The following is a 26,275-nucleotide window of genomic DNA, read 5'->3' on the forward strand; positions in this document are numbered from 1 at the left end:
CGCCGCACGCCCGTGAAAGCCCGCATTCTCAAGCCCGGCAAGGCTTCCGGGCTTGCGTGCGCGACGGCCGGCAAGTTCAGGAGGCGTCGGCCACGTTGACCTGCGCGTCCCACAAACCGCGGGCATACGCACTGGCCCCGACCGGACGGCTGTAAAGATAGCCCTGCTGCTTGTCGCAATCGATCGCGCGCAGGAACGCCGCCTGTTCGGCGGTTTCCACCCCTTCGGCGGTGACGTTCATGCCGAGCGAGTGCGCCATCGCCACCACTGCCTGGGTAATCGCAATCGAATCGCGATGATCCGGCAAACCCGCGACGAACGAGCGATCGATTTTCAGGTTATGCAGCGGGAAGCGCTTCAGATACGACAGCGACGAATAGCCGGTGCCGAAATCGTCGACGGAAATGCGCACGCCCATGTCGTTCAGCGCGCTCAGCATCGGCAAGACGGTTTCGCTGTCGCTCATCAGCAGCCGTTCGGTGATCTCCAGCTCCAGCGCCGTCGGTTCGAGCCCCGACTGCGCGAGACAGCGTTCGATCCGCTCCACCAGGCCGTCGTTGAACTGCCGCGGCGACAGGTTCACCGCGACGATCAGCTCCGGCGCCAGCGTGCGCCGCCATTGCGCCACCTGCTCGCAGGCCCGCGCCAGCACGAAGTCGCCGATTTCGACGATCAGCCCGGCATCTTCCGCCACGGGGATGAATTCCCCCGGCGACACGTTGCCCAATTCGCTGTTGTACCAGCGCAGGAGCGCCTCCGCGCCGATCGTGCGGCCGTCGTGGCTGTCGACGATCGGCTGGTACACGAGGCTCAGTTCGTTGGCGGCGAGCGCGCGCCGCAGCGACTGCTCGATCGTAAAGCGGCGCTGCAGATGCTGATTCAGCTCGGCGGTGAAGAACTGGAAGTTGTTGCGGCCGCGCTGCTTGGCGTGATACATCGCCGAATCGGCGTTGCGCATGAGCGTTGCCACGTCCTGGCCGTCTTCGGGAAAACGGCTGATGCCGATCGACGCGCCCAGGTAGTACTCGTTATCCGCCACCGCGAACGGCACCGCGATCATGTCGAGGATGCGGCGCGCGAGGCCGATCAGATGCCCGGTATTTTCATACGCGCTGACCACGATCACGAACTCGTCGCCGCCCACGCGCGCGAGCGTGTCCTCGGGCGAGATGCACGCCGAGAGGCGCTCCGCCACGCTGCAGAGCAGGGAATCGCCGGCCTCGTGACCCGCCGTGTCGTTGACCTTCTTGAAGCCGTCCAGGTCGACGAACAGCACGGCGACGCTCGCCAGTTCGCCCATGCCGGACGCCATGTCCGGCGTGAACAGATCGCGCATCCGCTCGGTGAGATAGGCGCGGTTGTAGAGGCCGGTGAGCGAATCGCGGGTGGCGAGGAACTTGAGTTGGCGCTGCGCCTCGCGCACGGGTCCGATGTCGGTAAACGAAATCAGCACCGAACTCGGCTCGCTCTCGCCCGGCTTGATGATCGGCACGACGTTCTCGGTGATCCAGACGATGTCGCCGCCTATCAGTTCCACGCCGATCGTGACGCCGAGCACGGGTTTGCCGGTTGTCAGCACCTGCGCGGTCGGGCGGACGGTATCGGCGACGAGCGAGCCGTCCTCGTGATACGCGCGCACCATCACCGTATAAATACTGCGGCCGACGATCTGCGGGGTCGCACGCAAAATGCGCTGCGCGCTCGGATTGCAGGCGAGCACGATGCCCCCGCGCGACTGCACGACGATCCCTTCGATCAGGTGATCGACCACCAGCCGGTGATGCTCCTCGCTGTGCGCGAGGCGCTGGACCATGGTGTCCTGATGCACGGCGAGACCGACGCTGTGGCCGATGTCACGCAGCATCGCTTCTTCCTCGGCGCTCGGACGGCGCGGCACGCGGTAGTAGACCGCGAAGGCGCCGAGCACCACGCCGGAATCGTTTTCAAAGGGCACCGACCAGCAAGCCCGCAGGCCGAGCGGCAATGCGAGGTGCCGGAAGTCGGCCCACAGCGGATCGGTTTCGATATCCTCGACGACGACGAGGCGCCGCTCGTACATAGCGGTGCCGCACGAGCCGACCCGTGGACCGATCGCCGCGCCGTCGATCGCCGCGCTGAAATGCGCCGGCAGCGACGGCGCGCCACCCACTCTGGCGTGCACGCCGTCGGGATCGAGCAACAGGATTGAACAGGACGCGCCTTCCCCCAGCAGCGCTTCCGCGCGGCGGCATACTTCGTCAAGCAATTCCGGCAGCGGCGTGTTGCGGGTGATCAACCGCAACACCGTGCGCTCCGATGCCAGCACCCCTTCAGCGAGATTCGATCCATAGCGGCCTTCAGGCGCTGGTCCCAGCGTGTTTTCTGATGTCGCTTCGCAAGTCATATGTGCGCCCCCTAACCCGACATCGGCAACTTAGTGTACGCGGCACACCGGGGTTTACGCGAGGCCGGTGAATTTAATTCGTCGCGGATGGGAGACGGCTTGGCGAATTGGGCCAGTTGATGGCTTGGGGAAGCGGCGCAAAGGGCTTGCTGGAGCGGGTGATGGCGCCTTCGGGCGGGCGCCGCGCGGGCAGGGTTCGGGTTCAGCCGTCGCCTCTTGCGGAGGCGGAACCCGAATTACGCTGAGACGCTTCGCGGCGACTTGCCGGAATCGCGCTCAGCCGTGCTGATCCGGCGGGCGGCCGCCGCCGCCGCCACCACCGCCGCCGTGTTCTCCACCGCCGTTGCCGCCGTTGCCACCGCCCTGTCCTCCACCGCCCGGCGGCCTGCCTCCGCCACCTTGCGGAGGACCGCCTTGAGGCCGCCCACCCGCGTTGCCCTGTGGACCACCGGGAGGCCGCCCACCTGCGTTACCGGATGGCTGACCGCCCGGCGGACGCCCGCCTGCATTGCCCGATGGCTGGCCACCCGGCGGACGCCCGCCCGCATTGCCCGATGGCTGCCCGCCCGGTGGCCGTCCGTCCGCATTGCCCGAAGGCTGGCCGCCCGGTGGCCGTCCGCCTGCATTATCCGATGGCTGGCCACCCGGTGGCCGTCCGCCCGCGTTGCCCGATGGCTGGCCACCCGGCGGACGCCCACCAATATTCCCTGGCGGCGGTCCACTCGGCGGCCTTCCCCCGCCGTGCCCCGGCGGCGGGCCGCCCGGCGGTCTTCCTCCACCATGCCCCGGGGGCGGCCCACCCGGCGGTCTTCCCGCGCCGGGGCGCGGTGGAGGCGGCGGCGGATGATGCGCCCAGCGCGATTGCTGGCCGTACCAAGGCCGGCCGCGATAATAGTCGCCCCAATACGAGCCGATCGAAAACGTCACGATCGGCAGCCCGATTACCGTGCCGTAGTTCATCACGGGCACGTTGGCGCCCTGATAGGGATAACTGAGCGACCCTGCATACACCCAGCCACGCAAGTTGGGCGCCGCGACATCGCACCATTGATAGTTGCTGATGCACCCCATGACGCTCAACGGCACACCGCCTGGCAATTGCGTCACGACCGGGTAATCCGGCGCCGGACCCGCGCGCACGTTGACGGTGGTGTTGGTGTAGGCCTGCGACTGCGCGCAGGCCACCGCGGGCAGGGCCAGCACGCCGGCCGCCGCATACAGACATCGAACGAGGTGTTGTTTCATTCTTTCTCCCGTTTCATGGGCCGCGTTTGTCTTGCCGGCCTGTCCTGCTGGTGTGGTGAGTGCTACTTCCGGTCCCCGCACGGCACGCCGCATCGCCATGTATTGCCGCGCGGTGCGTCTGCTCACAGGCCAGTTGCACGGCACATGCCTGAAAGCGTTCAGTCAACCTGCCGCGTCGATTCCCGCCGTCCCCGTGAGGCAAGATTTGGTAACCACCCACCTGAAGTCACGCGTTTTTCGGGCGTCCGTGTTCCGGCAACTCGGCCGATCATCCATTGCATGAAAAAGCCATGCACTGCCGGGACCGCAATGACAATCATCCGCCCACTTCTGATCGCCGCGCTGATGCTCGCGCATCCCGTCGCCCACGCCACCAGCTTCGACTGCAACAGGGGACGCTCGCTAACCGAGAAGATGATTTGCAACGACCCCGCGCTCTCGAAGCTCGACGACACGCTGGGGCAACTGTACTGGAAAGCGCGTCGGCGGGTCACCAACCGGCGCGCCTTTCTCACCGACAGCGACAGCAAGTGGGCATGGCGTGAAGCGAACTGCCGCGATGCGGCGTGTCTGGGGACGTGGTACGCGACGCGTATCGGGGAACTGCAGACGCTGATCGAAAGCATGCAAACCAGAACGCCGCTGCCATCCTCCACACCGGTTGAACCGGACACGCGACGCAGGCCGCTCATGGCGCCCGCGCAACCCACCGAGGTGGCGATGCGTCAGTGCACGGCGGCGAATCCTGGGATCGTGGTGAACGAGCAGTGTTCCACCGTGCTCAAGGAGACCAGCGGTCAGTGGAAACATCAACCGCACGGCGGCGACTGGTTCTGCGGCGTCGCGATGCTGGCGCCGGCGGAAATGCAGGCGGACGCCGCGCAATGACAAAGCTGTTTTGCATGCCGGCGCAGCGGCGCCGAGCACGCAAGCACGGTTGCAACTTCGCGGTTCTCTCGCGAAGGCGCGCCAAGCGCTGCTAGCGGCCGCTCCAGAATCCGCGCTGAACCTCCATCACCTCGGCTTCCACTTCGGGCACCGGCCCGATCACCTCGACCGGTTTCTGGCAATGATCGAAGACATACCGGCAGTCCACGCTCATGGTCGGATTCTCGGCGTGATCGCCGGTCGCCTCCAGCAAGCGCTTCTCGGTCATGCCGAACACGACCCGGCCGATGTTGGCCCAATACATCGTCCCGGCACACATGCAGCACGGTTCGACCGACGTGTACAGCGTGCAACTCCACAAATACTCAGGCGTGAAGTTCAACGCCGCCACGCGCGCCAAGACCGACTCGGCGTGATTCACCGTGTCGACGTTGCCCTGCTCCATCAGCACCGTCTCCTGGTCGGGTCCGACCAGCACCGCGCCGAACGGATGATGTCCTAGCAGCGTCGCCCGTTCGGCGACCCGGCTCGAATGCCGCAGATGCCGCACGATCTGCTCGTGCGTGGGCGTCAAACCCTGCGGCGGATAGTTGGCGGCCGTTGCGGCGGCCTCCGTCGAAACCGTCAGACTCACGGGCGATCTCCTTGAATAATAGTTAGATTAGCGAAGCAAATTTTTACTTCGGCAGCGACCCATCCACGCCTTGGACGAACCAGTTCAAACGCAGCAGTTCCGGATCGCTCAGCGACTTGCCGGCGGCGACCTTCACCGCGCCGGACTGATCCGTGATCGGACCGGCAAACGGATTGAACTTGCCGGAGATGATGTCATCGCGCTTCTGGCTCAACGCCTTTTGCGCGGCCGGCGAAACGGCGTCGGTGTTGATGTCGGCGAGGTCGATCGCTTTCTCCTTCAGCCCCCACCACACCGGCGTGTTATTCCATGAGCCCGCCATCACCTGATCCACCAGATGCGTGTAGTACACACCCCAGTTGCTCACGCAGGCGCCCAGTTGCGCATTCGGCCCGAACTTCTTCATGTCCGAATCCCAGCCGAACGCATGCACCTTCTTCTGCTCGGCGGTCTGCATCGTCGCGGTGGAATCGGTGTTCTGGATCAGCACGTCGGCGCCCTGGCCGATCAGCGTTTCGGCCGCCTGCTTTTCGCGGCCCGGATCGAACCAGCTATTGATCCACACCACCTTCACGCGCGCATTCGGATTGACCGAGCGAGCGCCCATCGTGAACGCGTTGATGTTACGCACGACCTCGGGCACCGGCACGGAGCCGACAAAGCCGAGCGTGTTCGACTTTGTCGTATAGCCCGCGACGAGTCCCGCCAGGTAGGCGCTCTGATAAGTGCGCACGTCATAGGTGGCGAAGTTGGCGGCCTTCTTGTAGCCGGTGGCATGTTCGAACACGGCATCGGGAAAGTCCTTGGCGACCTTCAACTCGAAATCCTGAAAGCCGAAGCTCGAACCCACCACGATCTTGTTGCCCTTTGATGCCAGATCGCGGAACACGCGCTCCGAATCCGCCGACTCCGGCACGTTCTCGACGCGCGTCACCTTGACCTTGTCGCCGAATTTCGCTTCGAGCGCTTTCACGCCCTGCTCGTGCGCGTAAGTCCAGCCGGCGTCGCCCGGATTGCCGAGATAGACGAAGGCGATGCCGATCGGCTGCGTGGCGGCGGCTGACGCCCCCACGGCACTGAATGCCAGCGTCGCGCCAAGAGCGGCAGCGAGGACGGTTCGGACGGTTTTGATGCGCAGTGAATGATGCAGCGCTCGCGCCAGCGTTGTTTTCATGGATTCTCCGAAGATGGTTGAAGGTGCCTGGCCCAGCGCTCGGGATAACCCGGGCAAGGCTCCAGCATAGGGGGCCATATTCGAAGGTCAATTTCAGCGGAAAAATTATTATTCGTTATGCCGCCCATAACGAACCTCGTATTTTGGTAGCTCGGCAAACACGTTCGATACTTTCGAACGAGTGCATCGGAGAAGTCGTACGGCAAGCACTCCGCACAGGCGCAATATCACTCTCACCAACCCGCAACACTCTTTCGGAGATTCAAAATGACTCGCTTCCAAGGTAAGTCGGTTCTCGTCACCGGCGGTAGCAGCGGCATCGGCTTCGCAGCCGCCAAGGCATTCGCCGACGAAGGCGCCCGTGTGGTCATCACCGGCCGCGACGCCGATGCGCTCGAAACGGCCAGACAGGCGCTCGGCGCCGACGCCGTCGCCGTGCGCAACGACGCCGGCTCGGTGGCATCGGCGCGTGAACTCGCCGCCGCGATCAGCGCCGCCGGCATCCGGCTCGACGCGGTGTTCGTCAACGCCGGCACCGCGAAATTCGCGCCGTTCCCGGACGTCGACGAAGCCTTCTGGGACACGATGTTCAACACCAACGTCAAGGGCGCGTACTTCCAGATTCAGGCACTGCTGCCGCTGCTCAATCGCGGCGCGTCGATCGTGATCAACGGGTCGATCAATGCGCATATCGGCATGCCGGCGTCGTCCGTGTATGCGGCGAGCAAGGCCGCGGTGATTTCGCTGGCGAAGACGCTTTCGTCGGAATTGCTGCCGCAAGGCGTGCGCGTCAATGTGGTGAGTCCCGGCCCGGTGCAGACGCCGCTGTACGGCAAGCTCGGCCTCGACGCCGCCGCGCTCGAAGCCACCGCCGCGCAGATTCTCGGCCAGGTGCCGGTCGGCCGCTTCGGCACGCCGGAAGAAATCGCCTCGACCGTGCTGCATCTGTCGGCGCCGGAGTCGGCGTTTATCGTCGGCACGGAAATCATCGCCGATGGTGGGATGAGCCAGCTTTAAGCCACGCTCAGGCGAGCCGCGCACGCGGCTCGTGTCGTCTGCCTGCCTGAACGCTCGCAGTTTCACCCTGCTATTCGAACCCCGGGTCTCCCTTCAGACAGGCGCCCCGGCGGAGCCCCTTTTGTCCGAGACAAATCATGCGTCTTAAACTGACTTCCCTTCTGCTGGCCGCGGCGCTCTCGCTGACGGCCGCCGCACCAGCCGCGAAAGCCGCCGAGACTAAAGCAAACGCGAGCACCGAATCGCTCGCGCTCGCATCGACATCACCAGCGCTCGCCGCCGCCTCCGCCAAAATCCACGACGGCAAGATCGACGTGAACGGCGTGCGCTACCACTACTTGCTGGCGATGGGGCACGGCACGCCCATCGTGTTGCTGCACGGCTGGGGCTCGACTTCGTTCATGTGGCGCTTCGTGATGCCGCAACTGGTCGCGCGCGGCTACACCGTGCTCGCGCCCGATCTGCGCGGTCTCGGCGACACCGCCAAACCGGCCACCGGCTACGAGAAAGCGAACATCGCCGAAGACATTCACGCGCTGGTCGCGCAATTGAATCTCGGCCCGCAAGTGCAGGTGGTCGGCCACGACATGGGCGGTATGGTCGCCTACGCGTACGCCGCGCAACATCCGGACGAAGTGCGCTCGGTCGCGATTCTCGATGTGCCCTTGCCCGGCATCGACCCGTGGGACCAGATCGTGCAGATGCCGCGCACGTGGCATTTCCGCTTCTACGCGGTGCAGGATTTGCCGGAAATGTTGATCGCGGGCCGCGAGTTGGAATACCTCAAGTGGTTCCACAACTCCGAGGCGGTGAACTCGCGCGCGTTCACGAACGACGTCGAGGAAACCTATGCTCGCGAATATGCGATGCCGGGCGCGTTGCGCGCGGGCTTCGAGTACTACCGCGCGTTTCCCGCCGACGCGAAACAGAACCAGCAATTCGCGCAGCACAAGCTGACCATGCCGGTGCTCGGCATCGGTGGAGCGGGCAGTCTCGGGCCGATCGTCGGCGAAGAGTTGCGCCATGTCGCGCTCGATGTCCAGTCCGTGCAGATCGAGGGCGCCGGCCATTGGGTTGCCGAAGAGCAGCCGCTGGCCGTCACCGACGCGCTGCTGAAATTCTTGCCGCCGGCCCGCTAACGCGTCACGCGATTCAGTGAAGCTTCGGCGACGGGTCCGCCTGATCCTCATCGGGCGGCTCGCCGTCGCCGAACAACTCGCCGCACAGACTTTCGCCCAGATCGCTCAGGCGCGCTGTCCCCGTGCCTTCCTCGTTGAATGTCGTGTCGACCAGGCCGCCGTCGACGAGCGCCGTCAACTGCCGCCGCAAGCCGCTCATCGGCACACCCGCCTGTTTCGACAGCTTGGCGAGCGACCACGCGCCGCCCGGCGTTTCCCGATGCGCGCGCCACAATTGCGTCAATATGGCCACCAGCACCGGATCGAGTTCGTCGTCTTCCATGGTGAGTGTCTCCTCGTTTTCTTATGCGTTCGTTACGCCATCTGCGTGACCAGTTCGCCGAGCGTCTTCAAAGCCGCTTCGGTCTGCGCCGTCCACGGATAGCTGTAGTTGAGCCGGATGAAGTGGCGAAAATCATTGCGCGTCGAAAACATCATGCCCGGCCCGACCGTGATGCTGCGCGCCAGCGCCGCCTGGTAGAGCCGCATCGAATCGACGCGTTCGGGCAGTTCCACCCAGAGCACGTAGCCGCCCTGCGGCGTCGACATACGCGTGCCGACCGGAAAAAACCGCTGCACCATCGCCATCATGATGCTGGCCTGCTGCCGATAAACCTTGCGCACGTGCCGCAGATGCCGATCGTAGCCGTCCTGCCGCAAATAATCGGCGACCGCGACTTGCGGCACCGACGGCGTGGTCAGCGTATTGAGAAACTTCAGCTTCTCGACCTGCGCGCGATAGCGTCCCGGCAGCGCCCAGCCGATCCGGTACGACGCGGTCAGACTCTTCGAAAACGACGCGCAGTGCAGCACCAGCCCTTTGGTGTCGAAGTTCTTCAAAGTCGATGGCCGCGTCTCACCGAAATACAGCTCCTGATAGACGTCGTTCTCGATCACGGGAATCTCGTGCGCCGCGAGCAGTTCGGCCAGTTGCCGTTTGCGCGCATCGGGCATCTGGAAACCGAGTGGGTTCTGGAAGTTCGGCATCACCATGCAGGCCGCGATCTTCTGTTCGGCGATCACCTGAGCGAGCGCTTCGATATCGATGCCGTGGACCGGATGCGTCGCCACCTCGATCGCGCGCATGCCGAGGCGCTCGATGGCGTGCAGCATCGCATAATAGGTCGGCGATTCGACGGCCACGGTGTCGCCGGGTTTGGCGACCGCCTGCAGGCTCAGGTTGATTGCTTCGGTCGCGCCGAGCGTGATGACGATTTCGTCCGGATCGACCGGCACGCCGTTCTCGGCGTAGCGCCGGGCGATCTGCCGGATCAGTTCGGGGTTGCCGGGCGGCAGGTCGTCGATCAGGTTCCAGCTCGCGTGGCGTCGCGCGATCGCGTTCGCGTACTGGTTGATACGCCGCCATGGGAACAGCGACGGATCCGGATAAGGCGAGCCGAACGGCACGGCGTCGTGCGCACGGATGCTGCGCAAAGTCGACAGCACGAGGCGGCTCACGTCCACCGCCGCGGCCACCGGCGGCGTTTGCGGCGTGAACGGGCGGCCGGGCCACGGCTCGTCGAGCGCCACGGCCCGCGCGGCGGCGTCGCGCACGAAATAGCCCGACTGCGGCCGGGTCTCGACGATCCCCCGGCTTTCCAGCAACGCGTACGCGTGCAACACGGTCTTGATACTGACGCCATGCTGCTGGCTCGCCTGCCGCACCGACGGAATCCGCTCGCCCGCCGCGAACACGCCGCGGCGCACGGCTTCGGTCATTTCATCGGCGAGTTTCTCGTACAGTTTCAAGGACTTGAGTCACACAGAAACGTGGGCTGAAGCGCCAGTCTATGACAAAAACCGGTCAACTGTATCCCTTCTCTTTCCAAATTTCTGTATGCTGCGCCGTTTTTGGAACACAGTAGGCTTGCACCTATCGGCTCAACAGCCTCCTTCAAGCCCGATCCGGCGGCAACATCATGAAGAAACCCGAAGCTCGCATCGAACCCTATACGCACCCCGCCGCTGGCTGGGGCGCGCTCAAATACGTCGCCATCAACCTCATCAAGGAAAAGGTGACGGGTGGCGACTACCGCATGCTGTTCAAGCAGAATCAGCCGAATGGGTTCGACTGCCCCGGCTGCGCGTGGCCGGATCGCGAGCACGCGTCCACCTTCGAGTTCTGCGAAAACGGCGTGAAGGCCGTGGCCGCCGAGGCGACCAGCAAGCGCGTGACGCCGGCGTTCTTCGAGAAACATACGATCGCCGAACTGATGACGCAATCGGACTTCGAACTCGAACAGCACGGCCGCCTGACCGACCCGCTCGTCTACGACGCCGTGCGCGACCGCTACGTGCCGATCGGCTGGGACGAAGCGTTCGATCTGATCGCCGATCACCTGAAGCGGCTCGACGATCCGGACCGCGCCGCCTTCTATACCTCCGGCCGCGCGAGCAACGAAGCTGCGTTCCTGTATCAGTTGTTCGTGCGCATGTACGGCACCAACAACTTCCCCGACTGCTCGAACATGTGCCACGAGGCGACCAGCCGCGGCTTGCCGCATACGGTCGGCATCGGCAAAGGCACGGTCACGCTCGACGACTTCGAACACGCCGACACGCTCTTGATCTTCGGCCAGAATCCGGCCACCAACCATCCGCGGATGCTCGGCGAACTGCGCGAGTGCGCCAAACGCGGCGCGACCATCGTGTCGATCAATCCGCTGAAGGAGCGCGGCCTCGAGCGCTTTGCGAGCCCGCAGCATCCGGTGGAAATGCTGACGATGGGCAGCACGAAGATCAGCTCCGTGTTCATCCGCCCGAAGGTCGGCGGCGATTTCGCGCTGATCAAGGGCGTCGCCAAGCGCGTGATCGAACTCGATGACGAAGCGTTGGCGTCGGGCTTGGAACGCGTTTTGGATGTCGCGTTCATCGCCGAACATACCGTCGGCTTCGACGCCTTCGCCGATGACTTGCGCGCCGAGAACTGGGACACGATCGTCGCTGAAGCCGGCGTGCCGTTCGAAGACGTGCTGCAACTCGCCGACATCTACGTGAAGGGGCGCGCGGTGATCTCGACGTGGGGCATGGGCCTCACGCAGCACAAGAATTCGGTGCCGACGGTGCAGATCCTGTCGAACCTGATGATGATGCGCGGCAATATCGGCCGGCGCGGCGCGGGCCTGTGCCCGGTGCGCGGACACTCGAACGTGCAAGGCGACCGCACGGTCGGCATTGAAGAGCAGCCGACTGAGGCGTTTCTCGACCGGCTCGGCGAGGTCTACGCTTTCGAGCCGCCGCGCGAACATGGACTCGACGTCGTCAATACGATTCAGGCGATGCTCGACGGCAAGGTGAAGGTGTTCATCGGGCTCGGCGGCAATTTCTCGATTGCGACGCCCGACACGCCGCGCACATGGGAAGCGATGCGTTCGTGCGATCTCACCGTGCACATCACGACCAAGCTGAACCGCAGCCACCTCGTGCATGGACGCGATGCGCTGATTCTGCCGACGCTCGGCCGCACCGAAATCGATATGCAGAACGGCGTGGCGCAAGGCGTGACCGTCGAGGATTCGATGAGCATGGTCCACATCTCGTACGGCATGAACAAACCGGCCTCGGAAAATCTGCTGTCGGAGATTGCGATCGTGGCGCGCATGGCGCATGCGACGCTCGGCAGCGCAAAAGTGGATTGGCTCGCGCAGGCCGCGGACTATTCGCTGATCCGCGACGGCATCGCGCAAGTGATCGAAGGATTCACCGACTACAACGAGCGGCTGAAGAATCCGGGCGGCTTCCACCTCGGCGTGGCGTCGCGCGAACGGATCTGGAAAACGCCGAGCGGCAAGGCGCAGTTCCTGGTGCACGCAATCGATATGGCCACGCCGATCCATCAGGCGCGCAAGCAGCATGGCGAGCGGCTGATGACGCTGATGACGACGCGCTCGCACGATCAGTACAACACGACGATCTATGGTCTGGATGACCGTTATCGTGGCGTGTACGGGCAGCGTCGCGTGTTGTTTGCCAACAAGGACGATCTCGCGATGCTCGGTTTCGTGGCGGGACAGCGCGTGGATATCACGAGCGTGTGGGCCGACGGCATCGAGCGTCACGCGGATGGTTTTCTGCTCGTGGAATACGACATTCCGCGCGGCTGCCTCGGCGCTTATTATCCGGAGACGAATCCGCTCGTGCCGCTGTCGTCGGTCGCCGATGGCGCGGGAACGCCGACGTCGAAGTCGATTCCGGTTTTGTTGAAGGCTTCTGAAGTTGAGGCGATTGCGGCTTGATCGTTAGAAAGGCTTCTTTGCCAACTCGCGCTGCGTCAGGTAGAGACGCAGATCGAACTCGATCTGGTGGTAACCCGGTTGCATGAACTCGCAGAGGCGGTAAAAGGCCTTGTTGTGATCGCTCTCTTTCAGATGAGCGAGTTCGTGCACCACGATCATTTTCAGAAATTCCGGCGCCGCCGCTTTGAACAGCGACGCGATGCGGATTTCTTTCTTCGCCTTCAGCTTGCCGCCTTGCACGCGGGAAATGCTCGTGTGCAGACCTAGTGCGTGACGCACGACGTCGAGTTTGCTGTCGTAGGTGACCTTGTCGATCTGGTCCGCGCTGCGCAGGTGTTCGCGTTTCAGGTCGGCGCAGAAGGCGTACAGCGCCCGGTCTGTTTGTACGTCGTGCGTGTTCGGATAGCGCGCGGCGAGGTACTGGCCGAGTTGCTCTTCGGCGATCAGCTTTTTGACTTTCTCTTGAAGCGTGGGCGAGTAGCCGGTCAGGTATTTCAGATGGGACATGGTTCTGGTCGGCACTCGCTCAAACGCCGCGGCGATTGTCTTCGCAATCTTCCCAATAGCGAAGCGGATCCCGATGATCGGGGTATTCCTTGTCCAGCCAGTCGGACAGAATCTTCCACTGCGGATGGTTCGGGCCACTCCGCGTGTCCCAGAACGAATCCTTCAGAACGCTGTTGTTACGGCCGCGATCCCGCACGACGATCCGGCAATGGTCGTTCGATTCATGGAATTCCGCCTTCAGGTAATAGCGCGGAAGAATCTGCAGTGCGGCGCCCTCCACGATGCGGCCCTGCGCACGAACGACGCCCGCGGATTCGATTCGCAAAACACCATCCACCGATTTGCTCCCGCGCCATCCAACCGGCAGCCTGACGACGCATTCGTCTTTGCCCACCTTGATCCAGTCCATGCGCCAGATGCGGGCGAGCGCATCGCGCATGGCCGCCGCGTCTGCATAGCCGGGCGGTAGTTCAAATTGAGCCGGCAGCACGACGAGTTCGTCCCCGGTCGGCGTAACGCTGGCGGGATTGTCGAAAGGGTCCTTGCCGAAGGGATTCGAGGGCCGGCTGGCCGTGGTGTTGCTGGTGGTCGGCAAATCCCCGAAGAGGCTTTCGGCGGCACGGCGTGCGCGCTTTGATTTTTCGTTGGCCACTAATTTTCTCCGTTGGGGTTGGGTTGGCCTGGTAGGAAGCACTCGCTATGCAAACCGCCATGCAGATTGCATTAACCGAGTCGATGGCTTGAACCCAAGACGCCGAATCGGCGCCTTGAGGTATGCCATGCATGAACCCCTATTGTAGTTTTCTGGCGGATGATCGTCGACGGCCCTAAAGGTAGGCGGTCAAACGTGCGGCAGGTCGTCGATGCATTTTTCGACATGGTCGCCGGGGACATCCGTGTTAATCCCATCGTGGCCGTCGGTGTGAGAGACAGAGACGATTTTGGGCCCCAGAAACCGCGTGCCGCCGAGCGTAAAAAGGGACCAAACAGCATCACCCCGACGGATCGCGGCGACGACTTCGGGCACCTCGACAATCGACGTGGGGGACAACCAGTCACGCGTCGACGGGTCGACGGGAGCCCATCGCACGTGGGTGATTCTGTCGCTCGTCGGGTTGATGCGAACGGCGTCTATGGCAAAAGTAGTCACATCGACCTCCATCGTCCTGATAAATGGATTCCAGCATTATGCGCCGCTTCATCTGCCGGGGATCAGGTTGACGTGTCCGTGCTATCTCTCGAGCGTCATCGACGCTCTTTGCCAGTGTGGCCGGTCGCGTCGGCATCGACGTGCGGCAAGCTCCTCGCTAGCCGCGGGACCAACTCCATGACTGGCAGCCGCAGCGTTTGCGCCATCTCGTCGATCGCTATCGACTGATCGCCGTCCCGACCCAGCAACGTGACGACACTGCCGGTCTGCGCCTGCGCAATCTCCGTGATATCGATCACGGTATGCTGGAAAGAGCGGCGCCCAAGAATGCGCGCCGTCTGTCCGTGCACCAGCACGCGGCCCAGCGGCGGCACATGATTCAGCCCGTCCCAGAAGCCGATCGGCACCACGCCGATGCGCACACCGCGTTCGAGCCGGATCGGCTCCGCATAGCCAATCCCGAGCATGGATCCAGCCGGATGCTCCTGCACGTGAATGATGCGCCCGCGAACAGCCCGCAACATCGGCCGCAGCGGCGCGCGGGCCATCCAGTCCGCGTCGAGCGCACCGTATAGAAGCCGCCCGGGGTCGACCGCCTGATACGCGAGATGCGGATGCGCGAGCATGACGCGCGAGCTCGCCAGCATGGTCGTCACGTTATCGAATCCCGCCGCGCGCGCGTCGGCCAGCGCCGCATCGAACACGCCGGCCTGCTGGCGCGTCACGTCCTCGCTCTCTGGCGAACTCAGATGCGTGTACACGCCTTTGAGCCGCACGGTCGACTGATCACGCAGTGCCTCGAACGCGGCTTGCCATTGCGACGGCAGAAAGCCGAAGCGGCCAAAACCCGGATCGATCTCGAGGAACGCATCGACGGCCACGCCGGCATCGATGAACGCACGCAGGCTTTCGTGACTCTGGATCGTCACCGTCAGTCCCAACGCGGCGACCTGCGCCGCATCCTCCGGCAAGGTCGCGGCAAACAGCAGAATCTCGCGATCGATGCCGGCGTTGCGAATCGCGACACCCTCTTCCGGACTGCCGACGCAAAAGCCATCGACACCCGCTTGCACCGCCAGGCGCGCTACGTTCGCGGCACCGAAGCCGAATCCGTCGCCCTTGCAAACGAAGTAGATTTTCGTGGCTCGTCCCACCTGTTCACGCGCGACCGCGAGATTCGCCGCGATGGCGCCATAGTCGAGCTCGGCCCAGCTGGGACGCAGCAAGCGCACACGTTGCGTGTCGAGAACTGACTCGATGATTGAAGCGGACATAGAAAAAGCGCTCCATTGTGGTCAGAGTTTGCCGATAGCCGCAGCATCGGCACCGGTCGATTGCAGGAACAGCGCCTCCTGCTTCGCGACGCGCTCCTGCCCGGAAAGGGTCTGGAGGCGCCCACGCATCTCGGCGGTGCGCTGCGCGTCGATGTCGCTCCTGGCGCCTTCGAGCACGACGCCGTACACCTCACGCGCCATCTGCTCCGTGATGCGGTCGTCCAGCACGTCCTCGCGCACGGCTTCCGGCGAGCGCGTCAACGGATCGCCATGACCTGCGCCACCCGCCGCGATATGGCAGAAGCGGTCGCCCTTGAGAAGCGCGGTCACGGTGCTCGGCATGGTCGGCAGCAATGTGCTTCGACCGTCGCGGGTCAGCAGATTGAGCGACGGCGATCCGCTCAGCCCGCCATGCGAGCCCGACGGCCGATGCGCGCGCCGGTCCGAGCGCAGTCCGAGTAACGCGTGGTCGCTGCGCAATTCATAAGCGCGCCGCATTGCCAGGCCACCGCGATGCCGGCCTGCGCCGCCCGAGTCGGTGACGAAGCCGTACTCGGTGATCTTGAGCGGCAGACGTGCCTCGATCAGCTCGACCGGCTGGTTCGACAGATTGCCGAGCGGATTCGCAATGCCTTCGCAGCCGTCATTGCGACCGCCGCCCCAACTGCCGAGCACGCCGTCGGTAATCAGCCAGTTGCCGCCACGCGCGCCGCCCTCGCCATCCGGGCTGCGCCCGGAAATCGACACGACCGACGGACCGCCTTCGCCCAGCGCCGGAATCGTGTCCGGCACGATCTGCGCGAACGCGCCTTGCAATACGTCGAACATTCGGTAAGCGATAATCCCGCGCGCCGCGCAGGCCGCCGGCTCCACCGGATTCACAATCGAGCCGCTTTCCGCGTAGACCTGCACGGGTCGCGAAAAGCCTTCGCAGTTCGGCACATCGACGCCAATCGCGCAGCGCACCGCCGCATACGCGACCGATTGCGTGGTCGCGAACGGACCGTTGATCGCGCCCTGCACCTGCGCATCGGTGCCGGTCCAGTCGATGCGGACCATGTCGTCCGCCACCGTCACCTTGACGCGAAACGCGATCGGCACGGGCGTATCACCCAGGCCGTCGATGAAATCCTCGTAACGGTATTCACCATTCGGCATCGTGCTGATGGCCCGGCGCGTCAGGCGCTCCGCGTAATCGTGCAGCGCTTCGACCAGCCGTCCGAAACCGTCCGCGCCGTACTTGTCGAGCAACTGCACGAGCCCCCGCTCACCGGCCTTGCACGAGGCCACCTGCGCGCGCAGATCGCCGCGCAACTGGCCCGGCATGCGCGAGTTCGTTTCCAGCAGCGTGACGAGCGCGTCGTTGATAGCGCCTGCATCGCACAGCTTCATCAACGGAATCCGCAAACCTTCCTGATAGATTTCCGTCGCGCCGATCGCCATGCTGCCCGGCGCCATGCCGCCGATATCGGCGTGGTGGACGATGGTCGCAACATAGCCTTCGATACGCGACTCATAAAACACCGGCTGAATCAGATACACGTCCGGCAAATGCATGCCGCCCGACGTGTAAGGGTCGTTCATGATGTAGATGTCGCCGGGCTTGCCGGCCGTGCCGAAACGGCGCACCACGTTGTCCATCGCGGCCGGAAACGCGCCGAGGTGAATCGGCAAGGTCAGGCCCTGGGCGATCACGCGGCCGGCGCGGTCGAACACCGCGGTGGAGAAGTCCATTGAATCGCGCACGATCGGCGAATACGCCGTGCGCAGCACGACGAGCGCCATTTCGTCGGCAATCGAGCCGAGCGCGTTCTTGACGATTTCGAGCGTGATGGCGTCGGTGCCCGCCGAAGCGGCCTGCTGGGTAGTCATACGGATTGCTCCAGAAACGTGATGACGATGTTTTCGTGGGCATCGACACGCGCGCCGGCATTCGGCGGCACGACGCAGGTCGAGTCGTACTCTTCGACGATCAACGGGCCGGTCATCGGCGCGGCGCGCAGATCGGCACGCGAGATCACCGGGGTGTCGATAAAGCCGTGGGTCTTGCCGAAATACGCCCGGCGCCGTACCGGCACGCGCGCACCCGACGAACTCGCCCAGCTGCCGCCGGCGCGCTGCGCGTCGTAAGCGCGGTCTTTCTGCGAGCGCAGCGAACCGACCGCGCGCAGATTGACGAGTTCGATCACCTCGTCCGCGGATGCATGGCCGTAGGTGCGTTCGTGTTCCGCATGAAACGCGGCAGCGATCGGCGCAATGTCGAGCGGCTGACCGGCACGCCATTCGATCGGCACAGTCAACTCGTAGGCCTGACCCGTGTAGCGCAAATCCAGCGCGCAGGTCACGGCGATATCGTCGAAGGCGTTACCCTCGGCCGTCATATCCGCAGTGGCCCGCGCCACCAGGTCTTCGAGCGTGTTGCCCAATTCCACTGCGGCCAGGTGATCGAGGCGGCGGAACATCGTTTGCATGAACTCGTGTTGTGTCGACGAGAACAGCAGGCCGAGCGCGCTGAACACGCCGGGGCTCGGCGGCACGATGACCGTCTTCATGTCGAGCAATTCGGCGATCTCGTGAACGATGACCGGCCCATTGCCGCCGAAAGCGAACAACGCAAATTCGCGCGGATCGCGGCCGCGATACGTCGACACGGCTTTCACCGCGCGCGTCATCGTGGAGGCGGCGATCGAGAAAACGCCATAGGCGGCTTCGTAGAGATCCGTGTGCGTAGGTTCGGCGATCTGCCTGCGCATTGCCTCGAGCGACTTCTGCTGGTTGATGCGCAACTCGCCGCCGGCAAGGAACGCCGGATTCAGATAGCCGAGCGTCAGCACGGCGTCCGTGAGCGTCGGAATCGTGCCGCCCGCGTCGTAGCACACGGGCCCGGGCACCGAGCCCGCCGAATCCGGGCCGACCTTGACGAGCCCGCCCGCGTCGATACGCACCAGACTCCCGCCGCCCGCGCCGATCTCCGAGACGTCGATGAACGGCAGCTTGACCGCGTGGCCGCCGCCCTTGACGAGCTTGCTGCTGACGTTGATGCCTGCACCGACCTCGTATTCGGTGGTGCGCGCCGGCTCGCCCTTCTCGATGATGGCCGCCTTCGCCGTGGTCCCGCCCATGTCCACCGTAATGCAATCGGCGTATCCCGACGCGGCGGCGACCGAGGCGCCCGCGATCACACCGGCCGCCGGCCCGGACTCGATGATCGTGGCCGGCTTCTGCATGACCATCGCGGCGCTCATCACCCCGCCGTTCGAATGCATGATCTGCACCGGACCGGTCATGCCGATGCCGCGCAGCTTGTCGATCAGCGAATGCAGATAGCTGACCACCACCGGCCCGAGATACGCGTTGACGACGGTCGTGCTGGTGCGTTCGTATTCGCGGATCTCCGGCAGGATTTCGTGCGAGCAGGTCAGATAGACGGTGTCGCCCAACACGCTGCGCAGCAGATCACGAATGCGGATCTCGTGTTCGGGATTCGCATACGCATGAATCAGACTGATCGCTACCGCTTCGATTTTCTCGCCGGCGATACGTTGCGCGATGTCCAGCACCTGCGTGTCGTCGAGCGGCGTGTCGATCGAACCATCGGCGAGCAGCCGTTCGTCGACCTCGTAGCGGTGCCGGCGTTTCGCGAGCGGTTCCGGTTTCTGATACGCGAGGTTGTAGAGCATCGGCACGCGTAGGCGGCCAATCTCGACCACGTCGCGAAAACCGCGCGTGGTGATCAGCGCCGTGCGCGCGCCTTTGCCTTCGAGCACGGTATTCGTGGCGATGGTGGTTGCATGAACCAGCTCGGTTATCTGGCGCGGTTGCGCGTCGAGCGAGGCCAGCAATGCCTGCAAGCCCGCGACGATCGCAATACCATAGTCCTGAGGCGTGGACGAAACCTTTCTCGTATGAATCACGCCGTCATCGCCGATCACGACGATATCGGTGAAGGTCCCGCCGATATCGACACCGGCCCGGTAAAGTCTTTCAGTCATTACACACCTTGCTTGTTAGTCGATGCGGCGCGAACGCGTTACCGGTTTGCGCCGGTCAATGCAGCGTTGCTAGAACTTGTGCACGAGTCCGACACTGACCACGGCCTGGTTCTGTCCCGAAGACGGCAACATGGTCTGAATCTGCGAGGCCAGCATGCCGTTCGACGTGGCCGGCAACGGTCCGCCCGTGGGTCGCGGAAAGCCGCCTCCGGCCGCGCGCAGATAGATCACCTCGGTATAGATGGAGGTTCGCTTGGAGAGGAACTTGTCGACCAGCAGATTGACCTGATGCCAGTGCACCTGCGTCGGTCCGCCCGGACCGCCGGTGATGTTGTCGCTCGTGTACGTGTAGGCCATGCCGAAGAACAGTGTCGGATCGAGCGTGAAGCGCGCGTTCGCTTCATAGTTGTTGAAGCGGTAGTTGATGCCGCTCGTCAGTGTCGTGCCCACGTTGTTGTAGATCGCGTTGCTGTACATCAGGCTCAGCTTGGCCGGTCCGATCACATACGACGCGCCGATGCCCGCAATCTGTTCGCGTTTGGACGTGATCGGCGCATCGCAGCAGGTGATCGCGCCGTTGGTGTTGACGTTCGCCGTGGTGTTCACGCCCGGTTCGTCATAGAGCGAATACGCCGCCGCAATCGAAAAAGCACCCTGCGAATAGATGCCGCCTACCGACCACATGCGGTTGTTCGCAAAGGCGCCGGGTGCGTTGCTGAACGCGTACATCGCCGTGCCGGTGAAGCCCTTCAGATTCGGCGAGACGTATTTGATCGAGTTATTGACGCGCAAATAGTCGTCGGTGTTGTCGTTGTCGTACGGATGCGAAAACATCACGCCGCCCCACGCACCGTTGGACGTCATCGTCTGCAAGGTGCCGACAATCGCGTCGTACTGGCGGCCGAACGTCAGCGTGCCGTAGTTCAGATTCGAAAAACCCACGAACGCCTGGCGGCCGAACATGCGGTTGTTCTGACCGAGCGCGCCGTTGACCGGGTTGAAGCCGTTCTCGAGCGTGAAGATCGCCTTGGTGCCGCCGCCGAGATCTTCGGCGCCTCGCAGTCCCCAGCGGCTGCCGTACTCGCCGTTGCCGGTCAACTGCACCGCGCTGTGGCCGCCCTGGTTCGACGAGTAGGTGATTGCCTCGTTGATGATCCCGTATAGCGTGACTGAACTTTGCGCATGGACGAGACCGCTCCCGCCCAGCAGAGCCGCCATGATGAATAACTTTTCCTTCACCGCTCTTCTCCAAACAAGGAATCGCGACACCCCGGTCGGCTAGCGATCGATTAATGATAGCAAATGAATCGATTCACCAATGGTTTAAAAAAAATCCCCAAGGTGGGCCGGCTCACTGCTTGACCCGGATCTTCTTCTCTACTGCTCGGACCGCCTCTCCTGTGTCGACCAGAGTTATTGCGTTAGCACTTACACTGGTCCCACCACTATGGGGTGCCGGCCGATGCCTTTCGGGATCGCCGCCAGCAACTCCATCGTGTAGCGCTCGCGTGGTTCGAACAGCACCTGATCCACCGCTCCCGCTTCCACGACACGCCCTTCCCGCATGACCACCACCCGCTGGCACAGCTCGCCGACCAGCGCCAGATCGTGGCTGATCACGACCAGCGAGACACCAGCGCTTTGGTGAAGATCGCGCAGTAGCCGGATGATCTCCGCCTGGATCGATACGTCGAGCGCGGAAGTCGGTTCGTCGGCAACGACCAGTTCCGGACGGCGCGCGAGCGCCCGAGCGATGCCCACGCGTTGGCGCTGACCGCCCGACAGCTGATGCGGATAGCGCGCCAGCACGAATGTCGGCAGCCGCACCATGTCGAGCAATTGACGCACCGGCACGCCGTCGTTGCCGATCGCTTCTGCAAGCGTCGTGGCAATCGTCTTGCGCGGGTTCAGCGAAGTCGTCGTGCTCTGGAACACCATCTGTACGCGCTGACGAAACGTCGCATTCTGCGCGCGCGTCATCGTGTTCAACGCCGCGCCTCTGAAGCAGATCGAGCCGGTGGTCGGCGCAGTGAGGCCGACCATCATGCGCGCGACGGTCGATTTGCCGCTGCCGCTTTCACCGACGATAGCGAGCGCCTCGCCCTTCGCCACGTCGAGCGTCACACCCGACACGGCATGAAAGCGGCGCCGGTTGAACATGCGCTCGAGCGGGGAACGCGCCAGCGCATAGGATTTGCCGACCTCGTGCAGCGCGAAGATCGGCTGCGTAGCCAGGGCGGCGTTCGGCACGTTAGCGGACATCGCGCGTCTCCTCAGGTTGATGACGGCCCGCAGCACGCGTAACCGGCAAACGCGGAATGCTCGCGATCAGATGCCGCGTGTAGTCGTGCGAAGGCCGCAGAAAGATATCCTCCACCGGGCCCGCCTCGACCACGTAGCCCTGTTTCAGCACGACGGCGCGCGAACACAGTTCCGCCATCAGGTCGAGGTTGTGCGTGATGAACACGAGGCCGAGATCCATCTCGTCCACCAGCGTTCGCAGTAACTCGACGATCTGCGCCTGCACGGTCACGTCGAGCGCGGTGGTGGGCTCGTCCGCGAGCAGCAGCGCCGGTTCACAGACAATCGCGGCGGCAATCATCGCGCGTTGCTTCATGCCGCCGCTCAGTTCGTGCGGATACGCGCGCTCCGTGGTGCGCGGATCTTTGAAACCGACGCGTGCGAGCACGGAATGCACTTCGTCGCGTATCGCGCGGCCGCGCAGCGGACGGTGGGCGCGGATCACGTCGGCGAGTTGCGCGCCGATCGTGAAGGCGGGGTTGAGCGCCGTCGCCGGATCCTGAAAGATCATGGAGATGCGCCGTCCGCGCAATCCCCGCATGCGCGCCTCGGACGCACGGCTCAGATCCTCCCCGTCGAACACGATCCGGCCGCCGCTGATGCGCCCCGCGTTGCCAAGCAACCCGAGCACCGCCAGCGAGGCGACGCTCTTGCCCGAACCCGATTCGCCGACGAGACCGACCGCCTTGCCGCGTCCCACTTGCAAATCGAGCCCATGCAAGACTTCGGTCTGCGTCTTGCCCGAACCGAAGGTGACGCGCAGGTTTTCAATCGACAGCAGCGCTTCGTTCATAGCGATGCTCCCGGCACATTGGCCCCATGCGCATTGCGCCGCCGCGGATCGAGAATCGTGCGCATCGAGTCGCCGAACAGATTGAAGGCGAGCACGCTGACGAACACCGCCGCGCCCGGGAACACCGATACCCACCAGTTGTCGGTGAAAATCAGTGCGCGCGCGTCGGAGAGCATCGCGCCCCAACTCGGCGTCGGCGGTTGCACGCCGAGACCGATGAAACTGAGCGACGCTTCCACGATGATCGTCACGCCGAGCAGCAGCGTCGCCTGGATCAGCACCGGCGAGATGATGTTGGGCAAAACGTCGGACAGCATGATGCGCGCCCCGCTGGCGCCTTGCAGAACCCGTGCCGCGACATACTCCGCTTGCGACTCGGCCTTCGCGAGACTATGGGTGAGCCGCGCAAGACCCGGCGCGTACAGCACGCCGATTAGCAGCACGAGTTTGGTTTCATTCGAAATGGCGAGCATGCCGACATGTAGCGTGTCCGTGCCGGTAATGCCGACGAGCGCGATAGCCCAGATCAACAGCGGGATCGACGCGAGCACTTCCATCGCTTTCATCAGCGTTTCGTCGAGCCACGAGCCGGCCTTGTAGCCTGCCACGAGGCCGATGCCCGTACCGAGCACGAGGCCGATCGCGACCGCGCACAGTCCGATGGACAGCGACGCGCGAGCGCCCCAGATCGTGCGGCTCAGAATGTCACGGCCCACCTGGTCGGTACCGAGCCAGAACGCCGCGCCCGGCGCTTCCAGACGATGTTCGATATAGAGCTGCAGCGGATCTTTCAAGGGCAGCCACGGCGCGCACGCTGCGATCACGCCCAGCAGCACGATCGTCACGAGACCGATCGCCCCCGCCGGTTCGTGCATCAGCGCGCGCAGCAACCGGCCGGCCGATGCGAGCCATGTGCCGAGCGCATGCGGTTTGCGTCGCACGTTGGGTAGAGATGAATCAGCCATCATGTTCTGTTCGCCTTCGGGTCGAGATAGCCATGCAGTACGTCGGCGCACGTGTTCGACGCGATGAAGATCGTCGTGATTACGAGCACGATGGCCTGCACCGTTGGATAGTCGCGCTGAAAGATCGCCGTGAGCAACGCACGTGAGACGCCCGTCAAATTGAAAATCTGCTCAACGATCAACGCCCAGCCGAACATGTAGCCGTAACTCATCGCGGCCGTGCTCACCAGCGACGGCAACGCGTTCTTCAGTGCATAAAGGCGAATACGCGACGGCGGCAAACCGAGCGCTCTGGCGGTTCGCACATAATCCTGCGAAAGTGCGTCGACCATGTTCGCCCGCACCAGACGGCTCAGCACGGAGATGTAGTACACCGACATCGTCAGTGCGGGCAACACTAGCGCGAGCAGATGAGACGCCGGGCCGTCCGACCAGGGCGTGAGGCCGCCCACCGGAAACCACCCGGTTTTGAGCGCGACATAGCGGATCAACAGCAACCCCAGCCAGAACGACGGCACGGATAAGCCGACGATCGCCACGGCTCGCAACAAATGGTCCGTGCCGCTGTTCTCCTTCAATGCCGCCACGGTGCCGAGCACGATCGACACCACGATCGTGAACACGAACGACAGCGTGACGAGCTCGACGGTATTCGGCAACGTATCGGCGATCTGCGGGCCAATCGGGTTGCCGGTCGCGTATGACTTGCCGAAGTCGAGCGCGAGCGCACCGTTCAGCCACCCGCCGTATTGCGCGGCAACAGGCCGGTCGAGTCCGTATTGGTGATTGAACGCGGCAATCTGTTCGACGCTTGCGTCGCTGCCCAACGTCAGACGCGCGGGCGACACGGGTGTCGCGCGGCACATCGCGAACAGTAGCGCGCTCACCACCAGTAGCACGAGCACAGACGAAAACAGCCTCGAAACGGCTTTCATATCGACCTCATGCCTTCGCCAGATAAACGTTGTCGAGCTTCAGTGAGAAACCGGTGTTCACCTGGAAATCCTTGACGTTGCTGCGCCACAGGTTCTGCACTTCCAGCGCGCCGATCCAGACGGCCGGACAGTCGCGCGCCAGCACCTGCTGAATTGTCGCGAGAATCGGCTTGAGCGCAGCCGGATCGTCGACCAGATAGCTGTCGTCGATCAGCTTCAGCAGTTCAGCGCTCTCGTAGCCGCTCGCTTTCCAGAGACTTTCGCCTGGTCTGAACAGCGCGTTGAGCAGATACGTCGGCTCCGGTGGCGCGATGAAACCGGTCAGCGCCGCCGCGTGGTTGCCGACCAGCACCTGCGAGATCATCTGCCCGAAATCGAGCGGACGCAGATTGACGCGCACGCCCAGTGACGCCAGTTGCGCCTGAATGAAAAGCGCCGTCGACGATGTATCGATCAGATACGCAGGCTGCACATACAGCAGATCGAACGACGCGCCGCTTGCGTACCTCGAGCTTTTCAACGCCGCTCGCGCACGATCCAGATTGAACGCCAGGCTTCCAGCCGAGCCCGCGTCGTACCAAGAGGACTCCGGCGCAAACGGCATGCTGCTCGCTTTGACCGCGCCGTAGCACAGATCGCGACAGACCTTGGCCCGGTCCAGCACGAGCGATGCCGCACGGCGAAATGCCGGATCGTCGAACGGCGCCTTGCGGTTGTTCAGACACATCATCAGCGGGCTGGTCGGCGATGGGCGGCTGTCGCCCGCGAGGCCCGCCGAGGTACGGATCTGCGCGAACGTCTGGGCCGGCGGCGCACTGATGATCTGCGTCTGGTCCGACATCAGCGAGGCCAGCCGCGACGACTCTTCAGGGATGATGCGGAACACGATTTTGTCCCAATGCGGCTCGCCTTTGCCCCAGTAAGCCGGATTGCGCTTTAGCTCGACGAAGTCGTTCGCCTTCGACTGCACGAAAATGGCCGGCCCCGTGCCGACACCGATCGGCATCTGCTTGAAGTAGTCGGCCGGGTGCTGCTCGCGGCTGCCTGCCGGAAAAATACCCATGTACTTCGACATGTAGTCGAGCAACGGCCGGTAAGGACGCTTGAGGCGGATCACGGCAGTGTGCGCGTCCGGTGCGCTAATCGACTCGATCACGGTCCAGAACGGCCGTCGAAACGCCTTGTTCGCGGGATTCAGCACGTAGTCGAAGCTGTATTTCACGTCAGCGGACGTGAACGGCTGACCGTTCTGAAAATTCACGCCGCGCTGCAGATCGAACGTGTACGTCAGTTTGTCAGGCGAAATCGTCCATGCGCGCGCCAGTTGCGGCACCCGCTGACCGCGCGCGTCGATGCCGACCAGATTCTCGAAGATCAACTGGTTGATCGCCATCACGTCGTGATTCGGCTGGTTGATCGGATCGAGCGTTTGCGGATTGCTCGGAATAGCGACCGACAGCACGCCTGCTTCGGTCGCGAAGACGCGGCCTTCGAATGCGAACGGCAGGGAAAGCCCCGCGATGCCCGCGGCGCCCGCACGGAGCAGTTGTCGTCGCCTGCTGCTGAAAGTCATGAAATCCTCTGCTTTTTTCAATGCCGCTCGG

At 63.7% G+C, this 26,275-nt stretch carries 22 protein-coding genes; 4 read left to right on the plus strand and 18 right to left on the minus strand.

Annotated features, from left to right (window positions below; all coding sequences use genetic code 11):
• Positions 1 to 76: 76 nt before the first annotated feature.
• Entirely contained in the window at positions 77 to 2,383 is a 2,307-nt protein-coding gene (locus HF916_RS42020; RefSeq protein ID WP_168794559.1) for a putative bifunctional diguanylate cyclase/phosphodiesterase, read from the minus strand.
• Positions 2,384 to 2,659: 276 nt separating this feature from the next.
• The gene (locus HF916_RS42025; protein WP_168794560.1) at positions 2,660 to 3,628 is read right to left on the minus strand and encodes an SH3 domain-containing protein; all 969 of its coding nucleotides are present in this window, start codon (positions 3,626 to 3,628) and stop codon (positions 2,660 to 2,662) included.
• A gap of 309 nt (positions 3,629 to 3,937) precedes the next feature.
• Here HF916_RS42025 and HF916_RS42030 point away from each other — a divergent pair, with 309 nt between their 5' ends.
• The gene (locus HF916_RS42030) at positions 3,938 to 4,516 is read left to right on the plus strand and encodes a lysozyme inhibitor LprI family protein (protein ID WP_168794561.1); all 579 of its coding nucleotides are present in this window, start codon (positions 3,938 to 3,940) and stop codon (positions 4,514 to 4,516) included.
• A gap of 91 nt (positions 4,517 to 4,607) precedes the next feature.
• On the opposite strand, the gene HF916_RS42035 is transcribed toward HF916_RS42030, so the two are convergent.
• Complete coding sequence (locus HF916_RS42035; protein WP_206001972.1) at positions 4,608 to 5,150, minus strand: nucleoside deaminase; 543 nt, start codon at positions 5,148 to 5,150, stop codon at positions 4,608 to 4,610.
• A 43-nt stretch (positions 5,151 to 5,193) separates the two neighbouring features.
• On the minus strand, positions 5,194 to 6,324 hold the full coding sequence (locus tag HF916_RS42040; RefSeq protein ID WP_168794562.1) for a BMP family ABC transporter substrate-binding protein: 1,131 nt from the start codon (positions 6,322 to 6,324) through the stop codon (positions 5,194 to 5,196).
• Between the two features lie 267 nt (positions 6,325 to 6,591).
• On the opposite strand from HF916_RS42040, the gene HF916_RS42045 reads away from it, so the two are divergent.
• Both HF916_RS42045 and HF916_RS42050 read left to right on the plus strand, forming a co-directional pair.
• Positions 6,592 to 7,341, plus strand: coding sequence for an SDR family oxidoreductase (locus tag HF916_RS42045; protein WP_168794563.1), 750 nt, complete (start codon positions 6,592 to 6,594; stop codon positions 7,339 to 7,341).
• 137 nt (positions 7,342 to 7,478) lie between these two features.
• Positions 7,479 to 8,480, plus strand: a complete 1,002-nt coding sequence (locus HF916_RS42050; protein WP_168794564.1) for an alpha/beta fold hydrolase — start codon at positions 7,479 to 7,481, stop codon at positions 8,478 to 8,480.
• 13 nt (positions 8,481 to 8,493) lie between these two features.
• Here the strand turns inward: HF916_RS42050 and HF916_RS42055 are convergent, their stop codons facing one another.
• Together HF916_RS42055 and HF916_RS42060 are read right to left on the minus strand one after the other, a co-directional pair.
• The gene (locus tag HF916_RS42055) at positions 8,494 to 8,802 is read right to left on the minus strand and encodes a helix-turn-helix domain-containing protein (RefSeq protein ID WP_168794565.1); all 309 of its coding nucleotides are present in this window, start codon (positions 8,800 to 8,802) and stop codon (positions 8,494 to 8,496) included.
• 32 nt (positions 8,803 to 8,834) lie between these two features.
• Positions 8,835 to 10,268 (minus strand): PLP-dependent aminotransferase family protein, encoded by a 1,434-nt coding sequence (locus HF916_RS42060; protein WP_168794566.1) that lies wholly within the window; start codon positions 10,266 to 10,268, stop codon positions 8,835 to 8,837.
• A 170-nt stretch (positions 10,269 to 10,438) separates the two neighbouring features.
• On the opposite strand from HF916_RS42060, the gene HF916_RS42065 reads away from it, so the two are divergent.
• A complete protein-coding gene (locus HF916_RS42065) occupies positions 10,439 to 12,754 on the plus strand; it encodes an FdhF/YdeP family oxidoreductase (protein ID WP_168794567.1) in 2,316 nt (771 codons plus the stop codon).
• Positions 12,755 to 12,757: 3 nt separating this feature from the next.
• On the opposite strand, the gene HF916_RS42070 is transcribed toward HF916_RS42065, so the two are convergent.
• The 12 genes from HF916_RS42070 to HF916_RS42125 form a co-directional block, all read right to left on the minus strand.
• Positions 12,758 to 13,261 carry a M48 metallopeptidase family protein gene (locus HF916_RS42070; RefSeq protein ID WP_168794568.1) on the minus strand — a complete coding sequence of 168 codons (504 nt, stop codon included), beginning with the start codon at positions 13,259 to 13,261 and terminating at the stop codon, positions 12,758 to 12,760.
• Positions 13,262 to 13,280: 19 nt separating this feature from the next.
• Positions 13,281 to 13,913: a hypothetical protein gene (locus tag HF916_RS42075; protein WP_168794569.1), complete on the minus strand. Its 633-nt coding sequence runs from the start codon at positions 13,911 to 13,913 to the stop codon at positions 13,281 to 13,283.
• Positions 13,914 to 14,102: 189 nt separating this feature from the next.
• Positions 14,103 to 14,411 carry a hypothetical protein gene (locus HF916_RS42080; protein WP_168794570.1) on the minus strand — a complete coding sequence of 103 codons (309 nt, stop codon included), beginning with the start codon at positions 14,409 to 14,411 and terminating at the stop codon, positions 14,103 to 14,105.
• Positions 14,412 to 14,506: 95 nt separating this feature from the next.
• Positions 14,507 to 15,685: an alanine racemase gene (gene alr, locus HF916_RS42085; protein ID WP_168794571.1), complete on the minus strand. Its 1,179-nt coding sequence runs from the start codon at positions 15,683 to 15,685 to the stop codon at positions 14,507 to 14,509.
• Positions 15,686 to 15,706: 21 nt separating this feature from the next.
• On the minus strand, positions 15,707 to 17,557 hold the full coding sequence (locus HF916_RS42090; RefSeq protein ID WP_168794572.1) for a hydantoinase B/oxoprolinase family protein: 1,851 nt from the start codon (positions 17,555 to 17,557) through the stop codon (positions 15,707 to 15,709).
• Positions 17,554 to 19,677, minus strand: a complete 2,124-nt coding sequence (locus tag HF916_RS42095; RefSeq protein WP_168794573.1) for a hydantoinase/oxoprolinase family protein — start codon at positions 19,675 to 19,677, stop codon at positions 17,554 to 17,556. Before HF916_RS42095 ends, HF916_RS42090 begins: the two co-directional genes overlap by 4 nt.
• 69 nt (positions 19,678 to 19,746) lie before the next feature.
• Positions 19,747 to 20,916 carry a porin gene (locus HF916_RS42100; protein WP_168794574.1) on the minus strand — a complete coding sequence of 390 codons (1,170 nt, stop codon included), beginning with the start codon at positions 20,914 to 20,916 and terminating at the stop codon, positions 19,747 to 19,749.
• Positions 20,917 to 21,105: 189 nt separating this feature from the next.
• Positions 21,106 to 21,939, minus strand: a complete 834-nt coding sequence (locus HF916_RS42105) for an ABC transporter ATP-binding protein (RefSeq protein ID WP_168794575.1) — start codon at positions 21,937 to 21,939, stop codon at positions 21,106 to 21,108.
• Positions 21,929 to 22,771, minus strand: a complete 843-nt coding sequence (locus HF916_RS42110; RefSeq protein WP_168794576.1) for an ATP-binding cassette domain-containing protein — start codon at positions 22,769 to 22,771, stop codon at positions 21,929 to 21,931. The genes HF916_RS42105 and HF916_RS42110 overlap by 11 nt, the downstream gene beginning before the upstream one ends.
• Positions 22,768 to 23,739 carry an ABC transporter permease gene (locus HF916_RS42115; RefSeq protein ID WP_168794577.1) on the minus strand — a complete coding sequence of 324 codons (972 nt, stop codon included), beginning with the start codon at positions 23,737 to 23,739 and terminating at the stop codon, positions 22,768 to 22,770. The genes HF916_RS42110 and HF916_RS42115 overlap by 4 nt, the downstream gene beginning before the upstream one ends.
• Positions 23,736 to 24,671 carry an ABC transporter permease gene (locus tag HF916_RS42120; RefSeq protein ID WP_168794578.1) on the minus strand — a complete coding sequence of 312 codons (936 nt, stop codon included), beginning with the start codon at positions 24,669 to 24,671 and terminating at the stop codon, positions 23,736 to 23,738. The genes HF916_RS42115 and HF916_RS42120 overlap by 4 nt, the downstream gene beginning before the upstream one ends.
• A gap of 7 nt (positions 24,672 to 24,678) precedes the next feature.
• Positions 24,679 to 26,244, minus strand: a complete 1,566-nt coding sequence (locus tag HF916_RS42125) for an ABC transporter substrate-binding protein (RefSeq protein WP_168794579.1) — start codon at positions 26,242 to 26,244, stop codon at positions 24,679 to 24,681.
• Positions 26,245 to 26,275 lie beyond the last annotated feature (31 nt).

The sequence above is a fragment of the Paraburkholderia aromaticivorans genome (assembly GCF_012689525.1).
In the GTDB taxonomy this organism is placed as follows: domain Bacteria; phylum Pseudomonadota; class Gammaproteobacteria; order Burkholderiales; family Burkholderiaceae; genus Paraburkholderia; species Paraburkholderia aromaticivorans_A.